This window comes from Vibrio hepatarius (genome assembly GCF_043642085.1).
Classification (GTDB): Bacteria; Pseudomonadota; Gammaproteobacteria; order Enterobacterales; family Vibrionaceae; genus Vibrio; species Vibrio hepatarius_C.
The window spans coordinates 1-20,903 of record NZ_JBHZSA010000018.1 but is presented as its reverse complement, the minus strand read 5'-3'; the positions used below and the strand labels follow the sequence as shown (position 1 = coordinate 20,903).

Annotated in this window: 19 protein-coding genes and 1 pseudogene; 12 read left to right on the top strand and 8 right to left on the bottom strand. The window is 43.9% G+C overall.

The features are described from left to right. Positions 1–3: 3 nt before the first annotated feature. Together pheT and glgC are read left to right on the top strand one after the other, a co-directional pair. Positions 4–2,409 carry a phenylalanine--tRNA ligase subunit beta gene (gene pheT, locus ACHUFZ_RS20035; RefSeq protein ID WP_394128534.1) on the top strand — a complete coding sequence of 802 codons (2,406 nt, stop codon included), beginning with the start codon at positions 4–6 and terminating at the stop codon, positions 2,407–2,409. Between the two features lie 365 nt (positions 2,410–2,774). Continuing rightward, positions 2,775–4,001 (top strand): glucose-1-phosphate adenylyltransferase, encoded by a 1,227-nt coding sequence (glgC, locus tag ACHUFZ_RS20030; protein ID WP_394128533.1) that lies wholly within the window; start codon positions 2,775–2,777, stop codon positions 3,999–4,001. A gap of 41 nt (positions 4,002–4,042) precedes the next feature. On the opposite strand, the gene ACHUFZ_RS20025 is transcribed toward glgC, so the two are convergent. The 4 genes from ACHUFZ_RS20025 to ACHUFZ_RS20010 all read right to left on the bottom strand — a co-directional run bounded on the left by ACHUFZ_RS20025 (position 4,043) and on the right by ACHUFZ_RS20010 (position 9,064). Further along, positions 4,043–5,044: a metal-dependent hydrolase gene (locus ACHUFZ_RS20025; RefSeq protein ID WP_394128532.1), complete on the bottom strand. Its 1,002-nt coding sequence runs from the start codon at positions 5,042–5,044 to the stop codon at positions 4,043–4,045. Between the two features lie 213 nt (positions 5,045–5,257). Continuing rightward, a complete protein-coding gene (locus ACHUFZ_RS20020) occupies positions 5,258–6,766 on the bottom strand; it encodes a DUF3360 domain-containing protein (protein ID WP_394128531.1) in 1,509 nt (502 codons plus the stop codon). A gap of 459 nt (positions 6,767–7,225) precedes the next feature. Then, positions 7,226–7,687, bottom strand: coding sequence for a hypothetical protein (locus ACHUFZ_RS20015; RefSeq protein WP_394128530.1), 462 nt, complete (start codon positions 7,685–7,687; stop codon positions 7,226–7,228). A 36-nt stretch (positions 7,688–7,723) separates the two neighbouring features. Then, positions 7,724–9,064, bottom strand: a complete 1,341-nt coding sequence (locus tag ACHUFZ_RS20010) for an MATE family efflux transporter (RefSeq protein WP_394128529.1) — start codon at positions 9,062–9,064, stop codon at positions 7,724–7,726. Between the two features lie 104 nt (positions 9,065–9,168). On the opposite strand from ACHUFZ_RS20010, the gene ACHUFZ_RS20005 reads away from it, so the two are divergent. Then, the gene (locus ACHUFZ_RS20005; RefSeq protein ID WP_394128528.1) at positions 9,169–10,122 is read left to right on the top strand and encodes a LysR family transcriptional regulator; all 954 of its coding nucleotides are present in this window, start codon (positions 9,169–9,171) and stop codon (positions 10,120–10,122) included. Here ACHUFZ_RS20005 and pncB read toward each other — a convergent pair. Then, a complete protein-coding gene (gene pncB / locus ACHUFZ_RS20000) occupies positions 10,119–11,351 on the bottom strand; it encodes a nicotinate phosphoribosyltransferase (protein WP_394128527.1) in 1,233 nt (410 codons plus the stop codon). The two genes, ACHUFZ_RS20005 and pncB, sit on opposite strands and share 4 nt — an antisense overlap. A 183-nt stretch (positions 11,352–11,534) precedes the next feature. Between pncB and ACHUFZ_RS19995 the strand changes: the two genes are divergently transcribed. After that, positions 11,535–12,191: an isochorismatase family protein gene (locus tag ACHUFZ_RS19995; RefSeq protein WP_394128526.1), complete on the top strand. Its 657-nt coding sequence runs from the start codon at positions 11,535–11,537 to the stop codon at positions 12,189–12,191. 70 nt (positions 12,192–12,261) lie between these two features. Here the strand turns inward: ACHUFZ_RS19995 and ACHUFZ_RS19990 are convergent, their stop codons facing one another. Continuing rightward, entirely contained in the window at positions 12,262–12,600 is a 339-nt protein-coding gene (locus tag ACHUFZ_RS19990; protein WP_394128543.1) for a thiamine-phosphate diphosphorylase, read from the bottom strand. Between the two features lie 342 nt (positions 12,601–12,942). Here ACHUFZ_RS19990 and ACHUFZ_RS19985 point away from each other — a divergent pair, with 342 nt between their 5' ends. The 5 genes from ACHUFZ_RS19985 (at position 12,943) to ACHUFZ_RS19965 (ending at position 17,273) form a co-directional block, all read left to right on the top strand. Beyond that, a complete protein-coding gene (locus tag ACHUFZ_RS19985) occupies positions 12,943–13,650 on the top strand; it encodes a class I SAM-dependent methyltransferase (RefSeq protein WP_394128525.1) in 708 nt (235 codons plus the stop codon). 215 nt (positions 13,651–13,865) lie between these two features. Beyond that, positions 13,866–14,300 (top strand): GNAT family N-acetyltransferase, encoded by a 435-nt coding sequence (locus tag ACHUFZ_RS19980; protein ID WP_394128524.1) that lies wholly within the window; start codon positions 13,866–13,868, stop codon positions 14,298–14,300. 143 nt (positions 14,301–14,443) lie between these two features. Beyond that, positions 14,444–15,058 (top strand): hypothetical protein, encoded by a 615-nt coding sequence (locus ACHUFZ_RS19975; protein WP_332180893.1) that lies wholly within the window; start codon positions 14,444–14,446, stop codon positions 15,056–15,058. 133 nt (positions 15,059–15,191) lie between these two features. After that, positions 15,192–16,355: a ComEC/Rec2 family competence protein gene (locus ACHUFZ_RS19970; RefSeq protein WP_394128523.1), complete on the top strand. Its 1,164-nt coding sequence runs from the start codon at positions 15,192–15,194 to the stop codon at positions 16,353–16,355. A gap of 144 nt (positions 16,356–16,499) precedes the next feature. Next, positions 16,500–17,273: an NERD domain-containing protein gene (locus tag ACHUFZ_RS19965; protein WP_394128522.1), complete on the top strand. Its 774-nt coding sequence runs from the start codon at positions 16,500–16,502 to the stop codon at positions 17,271–17,273. A gap of 208 nt (positions 17,274–17,481) precedes the next feature. Here the strand turns inward: ACHUFZ_RS19965 and ACHUFZ_RS19960 are convergent, their stop codons facing one another. Beyond that, complete coding sequence (locus tag ACHUFZ_RS19960) at positions 17,482–17,784, bottom strand: hypothetical protein (protein ID WP_262507229.1); 303 nt, start codon at positions 17,782–17,784, stop codon at positions 17,482–17,484. 374 nt (positions 17,785–18,158) lie between these two features. Then, positions 18,159–18,404, bottom strand: a pseudogene (locus ACHUFZ_RS19955) (hypothetical protein); the annotation flags it as partial. 865 nt (positions 18,405–19,269) lie between these two features. Here ACHUFZ_RS19955 and ACHUFZ_RS19950 point away from each other — a divergent pair. The 3 genes from ACHUFZ_RS19950 to ACHUFZ_RS19940 all read left to right on the top strand — a co-directional run bounded on the left by ACHUFZ_RS19950 (position 19,270) and on the right by ACHUFZ_RS19940 (position 20,716). After that, positions 19,270–19,623 (top strand): hypothetical protein, encoded by a 354-nt coding sequence (locus ACHUFZ_RS19950; protein ID WP_394128521.1) that lies wholly within the window; start codon positions 19,270–19,272, stop codon positions 19,621–19,623. A 291-nt stretch (positions 19,624–19,914) separates the two neighbouring features. Beyond that, a complete protein-coding gene (locus ACHUFZ_RS19945) occupies positions 19,915–20,130 on the top strand; it encodes a hypothetical protein (RefSeq protein ID WP_394128520.1) in 216 nt (71 codons plus the stop codon). 253 nt (positions 20,131–20,383) lie between these two features. Then, entirely contained in the window at positions 20,384–20,716 is a 333-nt protein-coding gene (locus ACHUFZ_RS19940) for a hypothetical protein (RefSeq protein ID WP_394128519.1), read from the top strand. Positions 20,717–20,903 lie beyond the last annotated feature (187 nt).

Below are 20,903 nucleotides of genomic sequence, written 5' to 3'. Positions count from 1 at the left end.
ACTATGAAATTTAGCGAATCTTGGCTTCGTGAGTGGGTAAACCCTGCGGTATCGACTGACGAACTTACACACCAAATCACAATGGCGGGTCTAGAAGTAGACGACGTACTACCTGTTGCTGGTTCTTTCACTGGCGTTAAAGTAGGTAAAGTGGTTGAGTGTGGTCAACACCCAGACGCTGACAAACTACGTGTGACTAAAGTAGATGTTGGCGCTGAAGAACTTCTAGACATCGTTTGTGGCGCATCTAACTGCCGCCTAGGTATCAAAGTTGCTGTAGCGACTGTTGGTGCTGTTCTACCAGGCGATTTCAAAATCAAAAAAGCAAAACTACGTGGTCAACCATCACTCGGCATGCTGTGTTCATTCTCTGAACTAGGCATCGACGTAGAATCAGATGGCATCATGGAGCTAGCAGAAGACGCAGTTATCGGTACTGATTTCCGCGAATTCCTAGGTCTTGACGACGTAACAGTAGACGTAGACCTAACGGCTAACCGCGCGGACTGTTTCAGCATCCGTGGTATGGCGCGTGAAGTTGGCGTTCTAAACCGTGCTGACGTTACTGAGCCTGCAGTAAACGCAGTAGCACCAGCTATCGACGACACAGTTTCTATCGAAGTGAAAGCGACAGCAGCATGTCCACGTTACCTTGGCCGTGTGGTTAAGAACGTAAACGTTCAAGCTGAAACACCACTTTGGATGCAAGAAAAACTGCGCCGCTGTGGTATCCGCTCTATCGACCCAGTTGTAGATATCACTAACTTTGTTCTGCTAGAGCAAGGCCAGCCAATGCACGCATTCGATCTTGCTAAGATTGAAGGTGGCATCGTCGTTCGTATGGCAGAGCAGGGCGAAAAGCTTACTCTTCTAGACGGCAATGAAGCTGAGCTAAACGCTGATACTCTAGTAGTAGCAGACCACAACAAAGCACTTGCTATCGCGGGTATCTTTGGTGGTGAAGAGTCTGGTGTAACGACTGAGACTAAAGACGTACTACTTGAGTGTGCATTCTTCGCACCAGACCACATCCGTGGACGCGCTCGTAGCTACGGTCTACACACGGATTCTTCAATGCGTTTTGAGCGTGGTGTCGATTTCGCACTACAAGCTAGCGCAATGGAGCGTGCAACAGAGCTTCTAGTTGAGATCTGTGGCGGTGAAGTAGCGCCTGTTGTTGCAGTAGAGTCAGAAGCTGACCTACCAAAAGCAAACACAGTATCACTACGTCGCACTAAGCTAGACAGCCTACTAGGTCACCACATTGCTGATAGCGATGTTGTTGAAATCCTAGAGCGTCTTGGCCTAACAGTTGAAACAACTGACGCAGGTTGGACAGCAACAGCACCTACATGGCGTTTTGATATCGCAATCGAGCAAGACCTAATTGAAGAAGTAGGTCGTATCTACGGCTACGATAACATCCCTAACCAAAACCCAGCGGCAGCACTTAAGATGCACGACCACGTTGAAGCGAACATTCCGCTAAAACGCGTTCGTAACCTGCTTGTTGACCGTGGTTACCAAGAAGCAATCACTTACAGCTTCGTTGAACCAGAGCAGCAAAAGCTTGTTGTTCCAGGTGTTGAGCCGCTAATCCTGCCATTCCCAATCTCTGCGGATATGTCAGCAATGCGCCTAGGCCTAATCCAAGGTCTACTAAACACTGTGGTTCACAACCAGAAACGTCAACAGCCACGCGTTCGTCTATTCGAATACGGCCTACGTTTCATCCCTTGTGAGTCTGCTGAAAACGGTATGCGCCAAGAGCCTATGCTTGCAGGTGTTATCGCTGGTACTCGCAGCGAAGAGCACTGGGACATCGAAACTAACACAGTTGATTTCTTTGACCTTAAAGGCGATCTAGAAGCGGTTCTTGAGCTAACAGCTAATGAAGCAGCTTACTCTTTCGCAGCACTATCTGCTGAAGATAAAGCAGCGAACCCAGCGCTTCACCCAGGTCAATCTGCAGCTATCATCGTTGATGGCAAGCAAGTTGGTGTGATTGGTACCGTTCACCCAGAACTTGAGCGTAAGTTTGGTCTAAACGGCCGTACTATCGTATTCGAAGTGGAGTGGTCAGCAATCAACACTAAAGTGATTCCAGAAGCTGTAGCGCTTTCTAAGTTCCCATCAAACCGTCGTGACATCGCGGTCGTTGTTGACGAAGCAGTGGCTTCTGGCGACATCGTTGCAGCGTGTCTAGAGCAAGGTGGTGAGTTCCTGAAAGACGCGAAACTATTCGACGTTTACGTTGGTAAAGGCGTTGAAGAAGGTAAGAAGAGCCTAGCTATCGCCCTAACACTACAATCTGTAGAGCGCACGCTTGAAGATGCAGATATCGCTGGCGCGGTTGACGCTATCGTTGCTCACGTATCTGAGAAGTTCGGTGCTTCACTGCGTGACTAATCACTTCTGATTAGATTGAAAATCAAAGGCCTCGCAACTGCGAGGCCTTTTTGTTTTTGTGGTAATTTTTACCAATGCTTGAGCAACCACAGCAGTTCAACACAACGTTGATAACAGGAAAGGGGAGGAACTGCATACAGAACGTGATAAGTGCAGCTATATGTTTAACCGCAAAGACTGTTGAAATTAGCAAAGGACGAATGCAAACGCACCAACTCGGTGCTCTTGTGTTGATATGCGCTCACCAACATAGTGCAGAGAAAATTTAAGTTTAGCTAAACCATATAAAAACCAATGAATTATAAATGGTCCAATTCTTGATGCTTATTTGAGTATCTCCCCCAAATGTTAAATCAGAATCAAGGATGACGACTATGCAAGATGCACTCACAATAATACTTGCCGGAGGTATGGGCTCTCGCCTGTCTCCGCTTACCGATAATAGAGCAAAGCCTGCCGTACCGTTCGGTGGTAAATACAGAATCCTTGATTTTACTTTATCCAACTGTCTCCATTCAGGTTTGCGACGCGTACTTGTTCTCACTCAGTACAAATCGCATTCGTTACAAAAACATCTGAGAGATGGCTGGTCTATCTTCAACCCAGAACTTGGAGAATATATTACAGCCGTACCGCCGCAAATGCGTAAAGGTGAAAATTGGTATGAAGGAACGGCAGATGCTATTTACCAAAACTTATGGTTATTGGGCAGAAGTGAAGCCGAATATGTGGTGGTGTTATCTGGCGACCATATCTACCGCATGGACTATGAACCTATGCTTGCTCAACACAAAGCAACGGGGGCCGATCTTACTATTGCGTGTATGGAAGTCTCTATTCGTGAAGCGAGTGCGTTTGGTTGCGTTGGCACCGATAGTGAACGAAAAATTGTGGCCTTCGAAGAAAAGCCAGAAAACCCACCAGCGACACCGAAGGACAAAACCAAAAGTTTAGCTTCTATGGGCATCTATATTTTTTCAATGAAAGCGCTGGTTGAAAGTTTAGAGTTAGATGCAGGGAATGATTTATCTAGCCACGATTTTGGCAAAGATATCATTCCTAAGCTCATAGATAAGCAGTCTGTTTATGCCTACCAATTTGGTGACGTACAAGGCCGCGTTAGTAGAGACTCTTATTGGAGAGATGTAGGAACTATCGATTCATACTATCAAGCAAACATGGATCTTTTGGAGGCCGTTCCCCCAATAGATCTTTATCAGTCTAATTGGCCAGTGAGAACCTTCGAACATCAATACCCACCGGCTAGAACCGTGTCATCAGATACGGGAAATGAAGGTATTTTTATTAACTCTATTATTGCTAACGGTGTCGTGAATTCTGGAGGTTCCGTTCATCATTCCATTCTATCTGCTAACGTGAGAATTAATGATGGGGTAACCATCGCTGACTCCATCTTATTTGATGGTGTTGAGGTCGGAAAAAATAGCCAACTACAAAACTGTATAGTGGATAAACACGTGAAGATCCCACCTAATACTAGAATTGGTTTTAATCCTACTGATGATGCTCAGCGTTTTCATATTTCAGAAAATGGGGTCGTCGTTATTCCTGAAAGCTACCGTTTTGATTGACCAAAAACGAATCAGTAGAAGATAGTTTTCTATTGGTTTCGTTAAAAATCGAATAGCATGTCGGAAAAGATCTGTCTCGATTCTGTACTATTGTCACGGTGTGTCACGTATTCAACATGGTCGTCCGCACTCGCTGATGGTGACAGCTTGACGCTCCAAAGTGCATTGAACTGATTTGGTACCATTGAATATCGTACATCTATGATATTGAGTTCGTCGTCGGGGGCTATCGCTAGAAAGCCGTTGGAAAACTGTCTGAAACGTTCAATGTCTTTGCCTTGTTGTGAATTAAGGTCGAGCCAAGGAAAATCCCGGCTTAGGTTTAGTTTTGCGATGGTCTCTCCGGGATAGGTTTTAACTGAACTAGCCACTCGAATGGCATCAACATGGTACTCCTCATCCGTTTCGTAAATGACCTTCCAAACCAAAATATTCGCGAAAGTCGGCTTGGCTTCTAATCGAATCGGTATGTGTTGTCGTTCTTTCGCGAGTTGCCATCCTAGCGCTTCAGCTCTGTCTCTTTGAACCATGCCAAGCGTGGGATAAGTTAGTGCCCAAATAACGGCAATACGTGCTAGCCAAGCGTTTCGTTTTAGTATTGCGAAGACGAGCAATATCAATATGGGAAGGGAGAAGGCTGGATCAATCACCGACACAAGATTCCAGGCGTAACGCTCATTGGTTAAAGGCCAAAACAGCTGAGTACCATAAGAGGTACAAGCATCTAACAATGCGTGAGTGCTATAACCAAGTGCGCTATAAAGCCAGCTCTGTTGAAATGAGAGTTGGAGCTTTTTGCCAAATAGCGGGTATAAAACCAGAGCACATAAGAGACTGCCAAAAGGGATAAAAAAGAGTGAATGGGTAAACTGTCGGTGGAACTCTAAGAAGAGTAAAGGATCGCTTTCAGAGCGAATCAATACATCCAGATCGGGTGCCATTCCAGCGATTAGCCCCAAAAAGCCAGCGGCGAGTAAGTGCTGTTTTTTGCTCGCCGATAGAGAGAGGGAGGCGCCCAGTACACCTTGCGTTAGTGGGTCCATCAATTAACTCATTGATTATGTATTAATTAATAGTAGATGATTCGATGAGCTTCACCACCCAAAATGCCAGTAACTCGAGTGAACGCCGCACATTGCCACCGACTTTAGTCACTCACTTTCTCCTACGTTCCAATACTGATACCAGCGAACTGCATTCTGAGAGAAGAATAGAAAAACGGTTTAGCACCACAGTACTAAACCGTTTTAATCTGGTTAGCGAAAGCTTGGAATAATTGCAGGAATACCTGGAAGAAGACCAACCAACGCCATCACACTCGTTAGCACCACAAACATAATGCCCGGCAACACCCAACGGCTCATCTTACTCAGTTCACCGCTACGTTCTTTACAACCGACTAAGCCTAAGTTGTCTAACAGCATAGTGAGCGACCAACCAAATGCAGGGTTTACTAGCGCTGATGAAAACACAACGATCGCTGCAGATTGGGTGGTTTTCCCTTCACGCGTCATTTCCATACCAGCTTCTAGCAATGGGACGAAAACACCAACGATCAGTGCAACACAAAGTACAGGTTGCCAGATAGCCAAATCCATCGGGTAGCCCCAAATTGCGGCGATGATACAAAACAGAGCCGTTAGCAAAGCGCCTGCAGGAATAGGGCGTTTAGCAATTGCGGCTGGCACGATATAAGTACCCCATGAAGAGGTAAAGTTAGTACCGCCGAGCAAAGAACCAAACGTTTGACGAATAGAAGCCGTGGTCATGGTATCGTCAATGTTCATGTGTACTTTTTCGGTACGTTCCGGGTAGCTGATTTTTTGAAAGACTTGATGGCCTAAGAAATCTGGTGACCACATAGCCACAGCTAAAATAGCAAACGGCAATACCACCATGAAATGTTCAATTGTCGGTAGGCCTAGCATCCAACCGGTATCTTCTCCCCACCAATACATAGGGTTCATATGAGGCAAACCAGGCTCGGTTTGGAAAGAAAACGGTGCGCCCATCGCAAAAGCTAACGTGCCACCCAGCAAGCAGCTAAGAGGTACTGCTAGCCAACGCTTACGGAAATGTTCCAATAGCGCATACAGAATAATGGTACAAAAGATCACAACGAAAGCGATGTGACTCATACCGATTCCTTCTGCCCAAGCGAATAACTTTTTGACTTGAGAAACGGTCCCGACAAAGCCTAGGTAAAGCAATAAGCCGCCACACACGCCTTTACTGGTGAGATTGGCCAACATGCTGCCACCTTTACTGAGGGCCAACAGTAAGCCAAAAGCGCCAATCAGCAAGCCAAAGGCCATAGGGTGTCCGCCGGCAGCAACAACAATAGGAATTAGAGGGATAAGTGGGCCGTGTGTACCTGCGAGGTTAGCGGTCGGCAATAGAAAGCCAGAGAAAAGGATGATGAAAACTGACGCTATCAGTAATTCATAACGAACGTTTTCTAGAATAAATCCTTCATTTAGCCCTAGAGCCCCGGCAAAGGTTGCTGCAATAGCGCCCACCATAACTACTTTACCAATGGTCGCCGCCATTGCTGGGATGGTGTCTTCAATCTCAAATCGATAATCTTTAAATGGCAAGTTTGGACGCCAGCGTTTCGGCGACATGATTTGCAATTCGTGCTCTAGATACTGCTCTCGGGACTCAAATTCAGAGCTTGGTTTGTGTTGTTGTTCATAACTGAGTTCATCCTCATTGGCTTGAGGCTTATCTGTTCTTATATGCGCGGACTCTAAAGTGCTGCTCATTTTGATTCCTTTCGTTCACACTCTGAGGTGTGTTGTTCCAACAAACGTAATGTACTCACGGCATGAATATTTAGCGGAGTAGCGAGTGATATTCGTTCTTCTACAAAGAGTTCGATAAATCTCTATTCGGTGTAACTTGAGTTATTGTTAAAAAGTGAAGATGACTGACTAAGAATAGGGTCGGAAACAAGCATGAATATCATTGGTATTGTTATAAAAGCTTGAGGTTCACAGTTAAAGATAAAGAGCAAATTGCCCTATAAATAATCGAATCATTGAAGTTGTTAGTACCTTAAACTAAACTCAAAAAAACAAATAGTCTCAGTGAGTTAGACATTAGTCGTAGAGTTAGCCTGAAAGCATGAAGAGGTTAGATAATGTAGATAACATGTTGGTTACGGTAGTTTCTGTTGGTTTCGTATGTATTGCTGCCTTTAGCGGTAAGGCCACATAGAAGACTTACTCGCTGAGACTAATTTCAATTACGATAGCCACTGCCGATAGGCGAGCGAGAAGGGGTTTATGTTCACTCTGATACCAACTAGCTGGCATTGCGTTCTGCAGGCCAGCTTTTTTTATTGCTTGTAGCTCGGCTTTAGAGATCAAGACATAGTCAATTAGGCTATCGAGCAGGCGGCGCAAGTTGCTCGGCGTTAGTTCTCCATCTCTCCAGTAGCGCTTTATCTCTCCAATAACGACGCTAAGGGGCACAACAGGCTCAAGGGCTGACTCTTTTAGGTCTGTACAGCTCGTAGAGCGCGTAACGCGTTTACGGGCCAGTTCCCAGTCCGGCTTTCCTTGCTTGCTGACGTAATCGTGTTTGTAGCAGAAGTAGCTAAATAGAAAGCGCTCGACTTGATGCCAGCGCTCAGATTTCACTTCTAAATAGATATGTTCAAATTCGAGTTCTAGATCGGTCATAGTCTGGTTCTTGATAATAAGCTGCGAGTGTATCGCTTAGCTCATCGCCATCGCAAGTGAATCTGTATTGCGCTGTTTTCTAATCGCAAAGATCAGTTGAATAAGCAGCAACACGCCAGTCACGCCTAAGCCAATGCCAATACCGCCCCAAATGCCGGCTAATTCAAACTCTGGCATGAGTAGCCATGCCGCCGGTAGGCCAAATGCCCAATAACCAATTGCAGTCATAATGGTCGGGCCCATAACAATCTTCATGCCACGCAATAGGTTTATCGCCAACAATTGCCACGCATCTACAACGAATGACAGCGCGACTACCCAAAGAACCAGCGTCAGTAAATGGGTTAGGTCTGCGTCTAGATTAAAGATACCGGCGATAAACTCAGGCCATAACATAAAGCCGCCTGCCAAAATGACACTCAGTAGCGTGGTAATACCAAAACTGCGCAGAGCAGTACGTTTGATGCCATCAAAGTTTTCAGCGCCGAAGTCTTGTCCGACGAGGATTGCCGCAGCTTGTGAGAAACCAAAGTTGATGTTCCAAGTAAAGCTTAAACATTGCAGTAGAATTTGGTGTAGCGCCAACGCAGCAATACTGATAGTACCTGCCATCAAGGTTCCGCCATAGATTAAGCCATGCTCAAGCAGCGCTGCCATCGCGATAGGCAAGCCCATAGCGAGTAGGGGAGTGAGCAGCGACAGTGAATATTCTTCGCGATTCAGCCAAGGTGCAAACGGCGCGTACTCTGGGCGCTTAAATACCCAAAGTGTGTAACCAATCATCACGATAAATGCCGCTAATGCCGTTCCTGCACCTAAACCCGCAAGGCCGAAATCGAAGCTAAAGGCCAATACATAGCTGATTGGAACGTTCAGCGTTACTGTCAGTAGGGACATGACCATGATAGAGCGGACATTGCCAAACGCACTGGTTAAACCGCGTAACACAAGCAGCAGGAGTGATGGCAGCATCGCCCATTTTAAAGTATCTACATATTGCATAGCAGGTGCAGCGAGTTCGCTTGGTTGGTTAGCAAGCGCTAGCAGTTCAGGCACAAAGGCAAAGCTGATGGTTAAGATGACAGTCAGTACAAATGACAGCAAGACAGCGCCTTTAACTGCGAGTCTGATTTGTTGGTTGCCATGGTCGGGCCTTGCGACACGCTGCCCATAGGCAATCGCGATCAGGTTAGCGACACAGCCTACGGTACTGCCAGCGACAATAAACACGAACGAATAGACAGAAGCACCTAATCCTCCCGCGGCAATGGCAGACACACTTAATCGCGACATCATCCATACGTCAGTCAACACCAACGCCATAGAGATCATTTGCGAGATAATAAGTGGAATGGCCAAGGAGAGAATTTTTTTCATGATGCGCCTCGTGATCGATATCACATCAAGGTACGAGTTATCCACTTGGCATTCAAATGACATTTATGCCACTCTTACATGACTTCAGATCATGCGAGTAACTTATGAGCTCTTATAGCCACCTTCCTTATTCACACAACGCATTAAAAGTCTTTGAGGCGGTAGCAAGGCTGATGAGTTTCACTAAAGCGGCCGATGAACTCAATGTCACTCAAAGCGCGGTGAGCAGGCAAATTAAGCAGCTTGAACAAGAGTTAAGTTCACCACTGCTGATACGTAAACATCGTGCGATTGAATTGACGCAAAGTGGCAAGGATCTTTATGAGGTATTGCGACAAAACTACCATAACCTAGATGCATTAATTGGGCAGTGGAAGGTACCCGCGAAGAAGCGTATTGTGATCAAAAGTGCGCTCAGTTTTGCGACTCGTGTATTGATGCCCAATGTGGCGTTACTCAATGAAAAGTATCCAGAACATGAAATCGTCATCATTCCCTCCATCGATGAAGATCCTCAGCTTGAGTCCGAAGATTGCGATTTACTGATCATTAACTCTTGCAAGCGTTCGCGCTATCAGAATCGTGCGGGTATTACCGTGTTACGAGAAGAGTATATGGCGCCGGTTTACGCCGAATCACTATCGGATAAGAGCATTAAGATTGAAGATCTACTGACCTTGCCACACTTGCATGCCACGCTTGACCATCAAGATTGGAAATTATGGCTTAGCAACGCCAAACTCAAGGGTAAAAAGCAGGGTAGAGACACGGTATTCTATAGTTTAGATTTGGCGCTTAGCGCGTGCTTATCTGGTCAAGGAGTAACGGTTACCGATCTGCTGCTCGTATTACCTGAGCTCAATCGCCAGTTTTTAAAATGCCCAGAGAACATTACCCTGCAGCATAGTGAATGGCAGTACTTTTGTTACCAAAGAAATCCTAACCCTATTGCCAACGAAATATTGGATTGGCTGGTGGCACAGACTCAGTCGGATGTCGCGCAGCTTAAGGCACTGTGCGACAAATTTGGTTGGTCTACTGAAGAGGTCAATTTCTAGCTGCGCTGAGGTAAGAGGCCAAAGCTTTGCTTTAAAGAGGTAAGAAACAGAAGATCTTCGCACATGGCCTTTTCTGGCTCATCGCTGATCTTTGCGACAGGACGATCGTTACACTCTGCCATTTTGACGACGATAGACAGTGGTTGGTATTCGATACCATCTAATACGTATCCACCCATATCATTGGCGAGGAAAGTACCGATACCAAAGCTGATATTCGCTCTGCCCGAGAAGTATTCACATATCTCAATCGCGCGCGCAAAGTTTAAACCATCGGTAAAAATGAGCACTTTTGACATCGGATCTATGCCCAGAGACTGGTAGTGGGCAATCATCTTGTCACCCCATTCAAATGGATTACCTGAGTCATGACGCACACCAGCATAAGCGCAAGCACGTTCCAAGTTAAAATCCTCTAGGAATGCATCAATACCAATCGTATCGGTCAAAGCAATACCAAGCTTACCGTCAAAGGTCGACTGCCATAGGTCTAGGGCGACTTGTTGTGACTTTGCAGGTTCGACAAGCGCTTGATGGGCCATAAACCACTCATGTGCCACGGTACCAATAGGTGTTAGCCCAAACTTTTTAGCAAGGTGATAGTTGCTGGTCCCTGTCATCAGCTCCGGAACGTGTTGATTAAGGTAGGCAACGACATCATGTTGAACTTGAGCACTAAACCGGCGGCGGCTACCCATCTCAGAAAAATTGAAGTTAGTCAGCGAGCGCTTCGAAAGCTCAGATTTTAACAATGACACTTTTTGCTCTAGCACTTTCGAGAACTGCGCAGTGGGGATCTGATTCCAACGCTGACGGCTGCGCACTTCGGAGATAATGCTCATCACCAGCGTTTCGTACAAGATTGTCTCATGCCATACGCCTTTGATTGAGACACTAAGTTGCCTATCTGTTCGTGACACAGTGACTTGTTGCTGCGGTAAAAAGCGAAAGTCAGCCAAGTAGGAGAGGAAATCATCACTTAAATAATTGGCATGCTGGCTAAGGTAGGCGATATCACCAGTGGTGAAAGAGCACTCTGCCAGTAGATTGATTTCTTGTTCAATTAAGCCGTGTAAGTCGGATATGTCTTCGCTCGAACGCACAATAAGCTCATAACGCACTTCAGTTTTCGGATAGTGCGTGAAAGCGGCAAACATCATATTGATTTTATAGACATCTAAGTCGAGTGCGCTTTGGATAATTCTGTCGTTGAAAAGTGAGGCTGACATCCGGCCTTCCTATTGTGTTACTAGGCTTGGTGAAGAGTCGCACTCTAGTTAACGCGATGAAAATTGTCAAATTCTACGAACTAAGAGCTATCTACGCCTAAAGCAGGTGTTTTATCCGCTAACTTGAGTATTATAGACAATGAAATCGCCTACTACGTTTGATAATTCGCTAAAGGAACCTCCATGTCTTTGAAAACTATTCAGTTACTACGATCTAAAACGGCAGCCATCGATGTGGATCCGCAGAAAGGATTCAGTGAACTGTGCCCGAAAGAGCTTCCAGTGCAAGGCGCGCTAGACATTGTAGACGAACTCAAACGTAATCATTCAAAGGCCGCGATTAAAATGGTGTCACGCGATATGCATCCACCGGGCGCTGCATGGGAGGCAAAAACGCCAGAGCAGATGCTAGAGCCAGTTGGCCTGCCAGAGGTAGACATTAAGTGGAACCCGCATTGCGTAGTAGGTACAACTGGCGTCGAATTGCTGCCAGGATTGCCTTCTATTCGAGAGTACGATTTTCAAATCAACAAAGGCATCGATCCCGATGCTCACCCTTATGGCGCGTTTTATCACGATCAGGCGGATACCCTTTCTACGGGCGGGATAGAGTTCTTGAAATCTCATCAGATCAGCCATGTGATTGTCGGTGGGTTGGCGTTAGATTTCTGCGTGAGAAAGTCCGTAGAGCAGTTAGTTGATGCGGGATTCAACGTGATACTAAACCTAGCGTCGACTCGTGCGGTCTTTCCTGACAATGCGAGTGATATTGTAGAACAGTTGAAAGAAATTGGCGTTGAGATTGTAGAGAGTTCAGAGTCGATAGTATTGGTCGACTAAATCGACGGGAATAACTTGATATGTTTCGGGAGAGTTCACGCCATCCTTGGCTATGAGCACTCGCATAAAGCTAGATGCACAGAGCGATAGTGCCCGCGATCATCAGTACGATCGTTGCGTACCAGAAATATTGGGTTTTGTTGTCGGCGACGTGGACTTTGATGAAGTTAATCTCTTCGTTAGCCATTGTAGAAAAATCAGCGTAGTTAATCGCTAATTCGCGTTTTGCTTCCTTAAGATCTTGTTGCAACTTATCGAATGCATTATCCACATAAGTTTTGGCTTCTAGAGCTGTCGCGCCCGCTAGGGATAAATCGTTCCAAACTGCCATTCGTGATTCATACTCGCCTTCACTAACGCAGTTGAGTACGCGTAGGTCGTATTCACGCTTGATACGCTCTTTGCTCATCTTTGCAGGACAAATATTTTTTAAATCGTTCACGAAAATTACTCCAATAGAGATTTTTATAGATGTAAGCTGAGCCGAATTTGGCTCAAAACGGTGAAGTCGAATTCACATTCAAAGGTCGATCTATAACAACCGCTATTTATCTTCGGTAATCAATAATTGAAGGCATGGTAGAGAGATGACAAAATCGCAGCAACTTAAGGATTTTGTTTAGACGATAAATATAATTTTTCTGCCCCTGAGGCCTTTTCTGCTAACGTCTAGAACAATTGACACATAAGTGACCATTCTCAGCTTGTAGCTAATATACTCATCACCTTTCTAGCCCCTTAAGGAGACATCGTGAAGTCTGAACTCTACTCAACGTATGCGAAGCGTTATGACTCTGTTATTACCGACAATATCTACAATGCTCACTTAGAAAGGCCGACTCTTCTCAGCATGTTAGGTTCAGTATCTGGCTTAAATGTTATGGATTTGGGTTGTGGACCTGGAGTCTACACGCAGCACCTACTTGAAGCTGACGCGTCTAAAGTCACCTGCGTTGATTACTCTGATGAGATGGTCCAGATAGTCAAAGAAAAGTTTGACGGACGAGTGAACGCTTATCAGCAAGACCTTTCATTAGGACTACCTAACGAGAAAAGCGCAAACGTGGATATGATGATTTGCCCACTCGTTCTCCATTATCTTGAAGATCTAAGCGTGTTTTTCAGTGAAGTAAGCCGAGTACTTAAGCCAAATGGGTATATCGTGTTTTCAACCCACCATCCATTTGCAGACTTTGAATGCTCGAAGACAGGCAATTACTTTGAGCTAGAGTTAGTTGAAGAAGAGTGGGATACGGTCGGCACGCCAGTACCCGTTAGGTTCTACCGTCGCTCTTTAATGGAAATTACGGATGCGATCACTAAAAGTGGACTTGTTATCTCTCAGCTCTCTGAAGGCAAAATATCGGAAAAAGTAAAAGAGTTAGATAAAGATACTTATGAGCGTTTATCTCGTAACCCTAACTTTATCTTTATGAAGTGCAGTAAGCTGGGCGACTAGGTTCGTTGGTTTATTCTACCCACGTTGAGAATTAAGTGACACTTTGCAACCTAACTCCGAAGTGAGTGGTATGGTTATGTATCATAAAGCCAAACTTATCATTAGGTTGCTGGTGGTTTGGTGTAAATGACCTAGATGAAAGGTTACACTTGAGCATGTGGTTAGAGTGACTTAATGTGGGTTAATTAGCGTTATGTGTAACCAGAGGAAAATGCATGGAAGTACAGCTCAAAGTAGGTAGTGACTCCTTATTCGCAGAATCTTTAACCAAGTCAAATATGGCAGGTTACTATCAAACTCGTGGGGTAATCTGGGATCACAATCAGTTTCTAAGTAGTTGGGAAGAGTTCGATAATTACGAAGTCCATCTAGACCAAACTCGTGTTGGTGTTCTCCGTTTTAGCTATAGTGGCGATACTACCTTCTTGAGAGACTTTCAAATTTTGCCTGAGTTTCAGGGTAGAGGAATTGGGGCAAAGTGTCTCGAACTAGTTGTTAGACATGCGCTTGAAAGACAATCCACTAAGCTAGTTTTGCGTGTGTTTAGTGAAAATCCAGCTATCAGCCTGTATGAGTCCAAGGGCTTCGTTAGAACATCTGAAGTCAAGGGGTTGGTGGAAATGGAGAACCCTTTAAGTTCAAACACATAACAAGCAATTTAAGAGGGATTCACAACGCTTGGCGCCCTCACTTCAAGTTAGTTAAGTGTTTATGGCACAATGTTTTAGGTTTGGGTGGAGGCGTTGTTCACCCCTTAATTGGGCGTTAGGGCTCACGAATAAAGGAGCATTTGATGATTAGTTATTGTTCAGAAAAAACAACAGAGTTTTCACTAGTTCCTGCATTTTCATCGTTGTTAAATGAGTTAGGTGACAATGTACCTATCCAATATTGGAAAACGAGAGAAGGTAATAAAACTTCAGATGCAATACATGGCACAGAGCCTGTATTTTTAGTGGCTTTGTTTGCGAGAAGACCAAAAGTTAAGGTTGGTAAAAAACGTGAAGTTCAAGGTAAGATTAACTCTTATGTGTTCGAGTTTAACAACTTAGCAAAGAAGTATGAAGTTCCAGTTTTCTGTGGCATGCCGATTGCGCAAAACTTATTTGAAATGAATTGCTCTGAAAAAGTATGGTTTCATATTTCTCCAAATGCTAAAAAAGATCAGGAAATAATCTTTAATCTGACCAATTGTGGCAATGTTGACATCAATTCTGTGGGTCATGGTATCGAGCAAGTTTGTTATGAAAATATCGTTGATGTAATTAGGGAACGATGTCCTCTGATGACGTGGTCACAAGCTATGAATATTATGTCTGAATTAAACCGCAAGCCTGGTGATGGTCTTTGGTTTACTCGAACTTGGTATTACAAACCGATTTACTTCATCATCAAGCAAAAGCCCTAACAAACTGTTTAAGAGTGATTCGCAACGCGTGGCATTTTTACTATGCGTTGGTTTTAGTGTTTAAGGTGGTATGCGGGAGCAATGGTATTGCGTTGCTCACACCTTAACAGGGCGTTAGACGAATGGAGTTCAAGTGACAAAAGAAACGAAGTTATACATCGAGAGTTACCTTTCAAAGAAAGATGCGGGAATAGTCGAGTACACAATAGACTTTCGGTCAATTGATGAAGCTCAAGCTTTATTTTTACTAATCAACCCAGATATTGAATATTCGCCATTTAAGTTTTATAAAATAATCGCGCCTTATCATGGAAAGAATAGGATGTTTTCGGGGTCTTGGTACTCTCTACCAAATAGATACTTTGAAAATGCGAGCTACGAAGCGATTAGCGATGACTCTGTGGGAAGTGCGGTATATTCGGGGGTTATTCGAGTTAAAAACTTTATCGATGATTTTCCACAGTTTTTGACACATGTTGATGGGAATGATTATCCATCTGTTCAGAGTGTTGACATTGACTTCAATGACCAACTAGAAGAGCTAAGAGTGGTTAACTGTGGTCAAGGAAATTGGAATGAAATACACACAAAATCAGAGACGTTAGTTTATGACTTAGGGGCATCTTCAAACTTCAATCAGTTTCAAGTTCAGTCTTTGGTTGATCGAAGGTTCGCTTCCTTTTCTAACAGAAAAATTGACATTGTGATTAGCCATTGGGATATGGACCATTTTCAAGCTTTGAAATACTTAAGTGTAAGTCAGTTATCAAAGGTAAATGCTGTGTATGGGCCAGATAATTTGCCTCCTTCGAATGTTTACAGTGACGCAATGGATAACTTATCCAAAAATAATGTTAATTGTTATTTTGTTGCTCCGACGACTGTGCGGGTGGGAAATCGTATTGATTTAAACTTATTATCATCAAGTCAGACAGTAGATGTGTTTCGCGCTGTGAAAGGTAGTTCTAGGAACCAAACTGGTATAGTACTAGCGGTTAAAGGTCAGAATAAAACGGCACTCTTAACAGGGGATCATCACTATCCCAAGATACTTAATGCTATTCACAATCGTTATTTGGGAAAAAGTGCAATCCTCGTTGCTCCTCATCATGGGGGTGTAGCAGGTAACCTTTCTGTGTCGTGCTGGAAGAAAGAATTTGCAAGCGTAATCTGCTGCATATCAGTGGGGGAAAACTCATATGGACACCCAAGCCAAAACCTGAGTAAGTTGAATAAGTTACAAAACTCTTCCTCAGATCAAACGGATATCAAAGGTGATATCAATTACACGCTGTAATTCGTCTAACAAACTGTTTAAGAGTGATTCGCAACGCTTGGCATTTTTGCTATGCGTTGCGTTTAGTGTTTAAGGTGGTATGCGGCGGCATCGCCATTGCGTTGCTCACACCTTAACAGGGCGTTAGTTGAATAAGGAAGTTTCGTGGATATTTTGGGATTACTATCAGGTGCTTTAGCTCAAGTTTGGTACATCATACCTCTGTTACTTATCGTTTCGATATTCAAGAGTCGATGGTTTAAAGGTATGTTCGGCGAGTTCTTGGTAAACAAACTGCTGTCACAGTTAACTGAGTCTGATTACACGTTGGTAAAAGATGTAACCTTACCCACAGAAGATGGGACAACACAAATCGACCACATTGTTGTATCTAAGTTTGGTATTTTTGTTGTTGAAACGAAAAATATGAAAGGGTGGATCTTTGGCTCAAAAAGTCAAAAACAATGGACTCAAAAAATCTATCGGCATACTTCTAAATTTCAGAACCCTCTTCATCAAAATTATAAACATGTCAAAACCCTTGAATCATTGTTAGGCATAGACTCATCCAAGTTGCACTCGGTCATCGTTTTTATTGGTGATAGTACGTTTAAAACCGATATGCCTAATAATGTTACTTACGCACGAGGTTGCTTGGATTACATTAAACAGTTCATACAACCAGTATTTTCAGAGGCTGAATACGATCAAATTATTGAAGCCATCAATGAAGTTAAGCTAAAGAAAGGCGTGGTTACAGATCTAAAGCATAGGCAACATGTTAAAGAGCTGGTCGCTTCAAAAGAAAACATAAAGCAATGCTCACGTTGTGGCTCTGAAATGGTTGTACGTGAAACAAAGCGTGGTGAAAATAAAGGTAATCAGTTTTGGGGGTGCTCCTCTTTCCCTAAATGTAGGTCAGTGGAAGAATTCAACTAACAAAGCGTTTAAGACGGATTCCCAACGCTTAGCATTTTAGGTTTGATTCAGCTTTAGTGTGTACGGCACAATGCTTTAAGTGCAGTGGTCTGCGTTGCTCACCACTTAACGCGGCGTTAGTCGCCAGAAAAAGCTAGCAATCAAAATCATGTTTCTGAGCTTAAAATTTAGAAGCAGTTTGTTTGGAACACAGATTCATCGTCGATCCTTAGAACTTAGTTTTAGCTGTTTTGAGTCCAAAATTTTGCAAGTGTCCTAGCGATTGTTTTGTTCTTTGGTGCTGACAGAGCAGGGCAATCGAGAGTTTGTTTTTGGTTGCAACTCCGCTCGGTGAGTTTGTTGGTACAAAAGCCGATTTACTCGCTGAAATGACGCTTTCTCTGGTGTGGTAAGTTCCACGTGGTTTCAGTGACTTTGTTGAAAGTCCGTACTGTGAGATTGGCTTTCTAAAAGCGCTTTTTGGTGTTGTCAGTCCGTTTTCTACGACGTTGTTTGTTCTAAGTGGTTTCATTGAGTAGCCGCTTTGAGACTGCGCCTGACTTAAATGCATCAAAGCACATAAAGTTTGTTGTTCGCAAAGTTTAGTTCGGCTTAAAATTGTCGCTCGGTGCCTCGCGACTAACAAACTGCTCAAGAGGGATTCGCAACGCGTGGCATTTTCACTATACGTTGAATTTAGTGATTAAGGTGGTTTGCGGCAGCTTCGGTATTGCGTTGCTCACCCCTTAGCAGGGCGTTAGTCGCCAGAAAAAGCTAGCAATCAAAATCATGTTTCTGAGCTCAAAATTTGGCAGCTGTTTGTTTGGTACACAGATTCATCGTCGATGGTCAAAACTCAGTTTCTGCTGTTCTAAGTCCAAAGTTTTGCAAGTGTCCTAGCGCTTACTTTGTTCTTTGATGCTGACAGAGCAGGGCAATCGAGAGTCTGTTTTTGGTTGCAACTCCGCTCGGTGAGTTTGTCGGTACAAAAGCCGATTCACTCGCTGAAATGACGTTTTCTCTAGTGTTGTAAATTCCACGTGGTTTCAGTGACTTCGTTGAAAGTCCGCACTGTGAGATTAGCTTTCCAAAAGCGCCTTTTGGTGCTGTCAGTTCGTTTTCTGCGGCGTTGTTTGTTCCAAGTGGTTTCATTGAATAGCCGCTTTGAGACTACGCCTGGCTTAAGTGCGTCAAAGCACATAAAGTTTGTTGTTCGCAAAGTTTAGTTTGGCTTAAAATTGTCGCTCGGTGCCTCGCGACTAACAAACTGCTCAAGAGGGATTCGCAACGCGTGGCATTTTTACTATGCGTTGATTTTTGTTATTAAGGTGGTATGCGGCGGCTTCGGTATTGCGTTGCTCACCCCTTAGCAGGGCGTTAGTTTGCAAGAGGAAAAACGCAGCTATATCGCAGGATCTAGTGGTAAAAGCTCAAAGTCGAAATTGTCGTATCGGCGTTCAATTTCAGTGTTAACGAGCGTGGTGAAAATCCAAAATTGGCATCTTTTTAACGGTTGGTTTGTTCTTTGTTGTCGCTACTTTTGGGTTAATTGAGCTGAACTCTTTTGTTGAAACTCTGCTCGTTAAGTTTGCTGGTACAAAAGCCGATTTACTCGCTGAAATAACGTTTTCTCTGAAGTGGTAAATTCATGTGGTTTCAGTGACTCTGTTGAAAGTCCGCATTGTGATATTGGTTTTCCAAAAGCGCTTTTTGGTGTTGTTAGTTCGTTTTCTGCGGCGTTGTTTGTTCCATGTGGTTTCATTGATTAGCCGCTTTTAGACTACGCCTGACTTAAGTGCATCAAAACACATAAAGTTTATTGTTTGCAAAGTCTAAAATGACTTAAAATCAACGCTTTGGGTTTGCAAACTAACAAACTGCTCAAGAGGGATTCACAACGCGTGGCATTTTTACTATGCGTTGATTTTAGTGATTAAGGCGGTATGCAGCGGCTTCGGTATTGCGTTGTTCACCCCTTAGCAGAGCGTTATGTAGCTAGGTAAGAAATGGAGTATAAATGCTTGGTTTAGTTCGATTTGTATTGGTTGCGAATGTAATAGCAGCCGTAATAGTTGTTGGTCTAGAGATGTCTACAGGCTTCGTTGGACTTAAGTTTGTATCGGACTTTGCATTTTTCATCGTAATGCTTATATGGGGGACGACAGCCTTATTTTTCATGTATCCACCTCTGGGTGGTATGGGGCAGTCTGGCGACAAGGTTGATAGGATTACAGACTCAATGGTTGATCGTAGTGTTGCGGACGAAATCGATGATAAGCGGTTCTCAGAAAATACAGCCTTTTGTATCAAACTGCTCATAGCTGGCGTGCCTGCATTCTTGGTTTGTGTCCTTGCGAGCATCGCTACATAACAAACTGTTCAAGAGGGATTCGCAACGCGTGGCATTTTCACTATGCGTTGATTTTAGTGATTAAGGTGGTTTGCGGCGGCATCGGTATCGCGTTGCTCACCCCTTAACAGGGCGTTAGTTTGCAAGAGGAAAAACGCAGCAATATCGCAAGATCTAGTGGTAAAAGTTCAAAGTCGAAATCGTCATATCGGCGTTCAATTTCAGTGTTAACTCACGTGGTGAAAACCCAAAAGTGGCATCGTTTCAACGGTTGATTTATTCTTTGGTGCGGTGACTTTTGGGTTAACTGAGTTGAACTTTTTTGCTGAAACTCTGCTCGTTGAGTTTGTTGGTATAAAAGCCGATCTACTCGCTGAAGTGACGCTTTCTTTGGTGTGGCAAGTTCCACGTGGTTTCAGTGGCTTTGTTGAAAGTTCGCATTGTGAGATTGGTTTTCCAAAAGCGCTTTTTGGTGTTGTTAGTTCGTTTTCTGCGGCGTTGTTTGTTCCACGTGGTTTCATTGAGTAGCCGCTTTGAGACTACGCCTGACTTAAGTGCATCAAACACATAAAGCTTATTGTTTGCAAAGTTTAAAATAACGTAAAATCACGCTTTGGGTTTGCAAACTAACAAACTGCTCAAGAGGGATTCGCAACGCGTGGCATTTTCACTATGCGTTGAATTTAGTGATTAAGGTGGTTTGCGGTAGCATTGGTATTGCGTTGCTCACCCCTTAGCAGAGCGTTATGTGCTTGGAGCTATAAACATTATGGATCATCGAATGGATATCGACGAACTTGAAGCGAGCTTAGTCACTCAAATATCTGATTATTGGGGGAGTGCTGCTGATGACTTTTGTACTTCAGAGAGCACCAACCTACCATTTCAGAGATTTGTACTTGAGTTTTCCCTTTATAGATATTCGGTAATTAGGATTACTTTTGAGCGAAATAGCCTATTTTTCAGTGAAGTATCGAAAGGTATAAGCTTTAGCATTCTATCACGTAAAGTTAGTTATCCAGATTTGTTCGATACTCTTGCCGAAATTGATGAAGAAGTTCGCTTAAGGATCCCTGATAAGTATTTAGTGGCTAAAGGTTGGCAACGCACATAACAAATTGTTCAAGAGTGATTCGGCACGCGTGGCATTTTTACTATGCGTTAGATTTGGTGGTTAAGGTGTTATGCGGAAGCTTGGGTATTGCGTGCCTCACACCTTAACAAGGCGTTATGTTTACTTGAAATTCAAAGGCTTAAAGGTCTTAGGCTTTAGTTCTTTGCCCCTCGGGAAATTCGTCCCT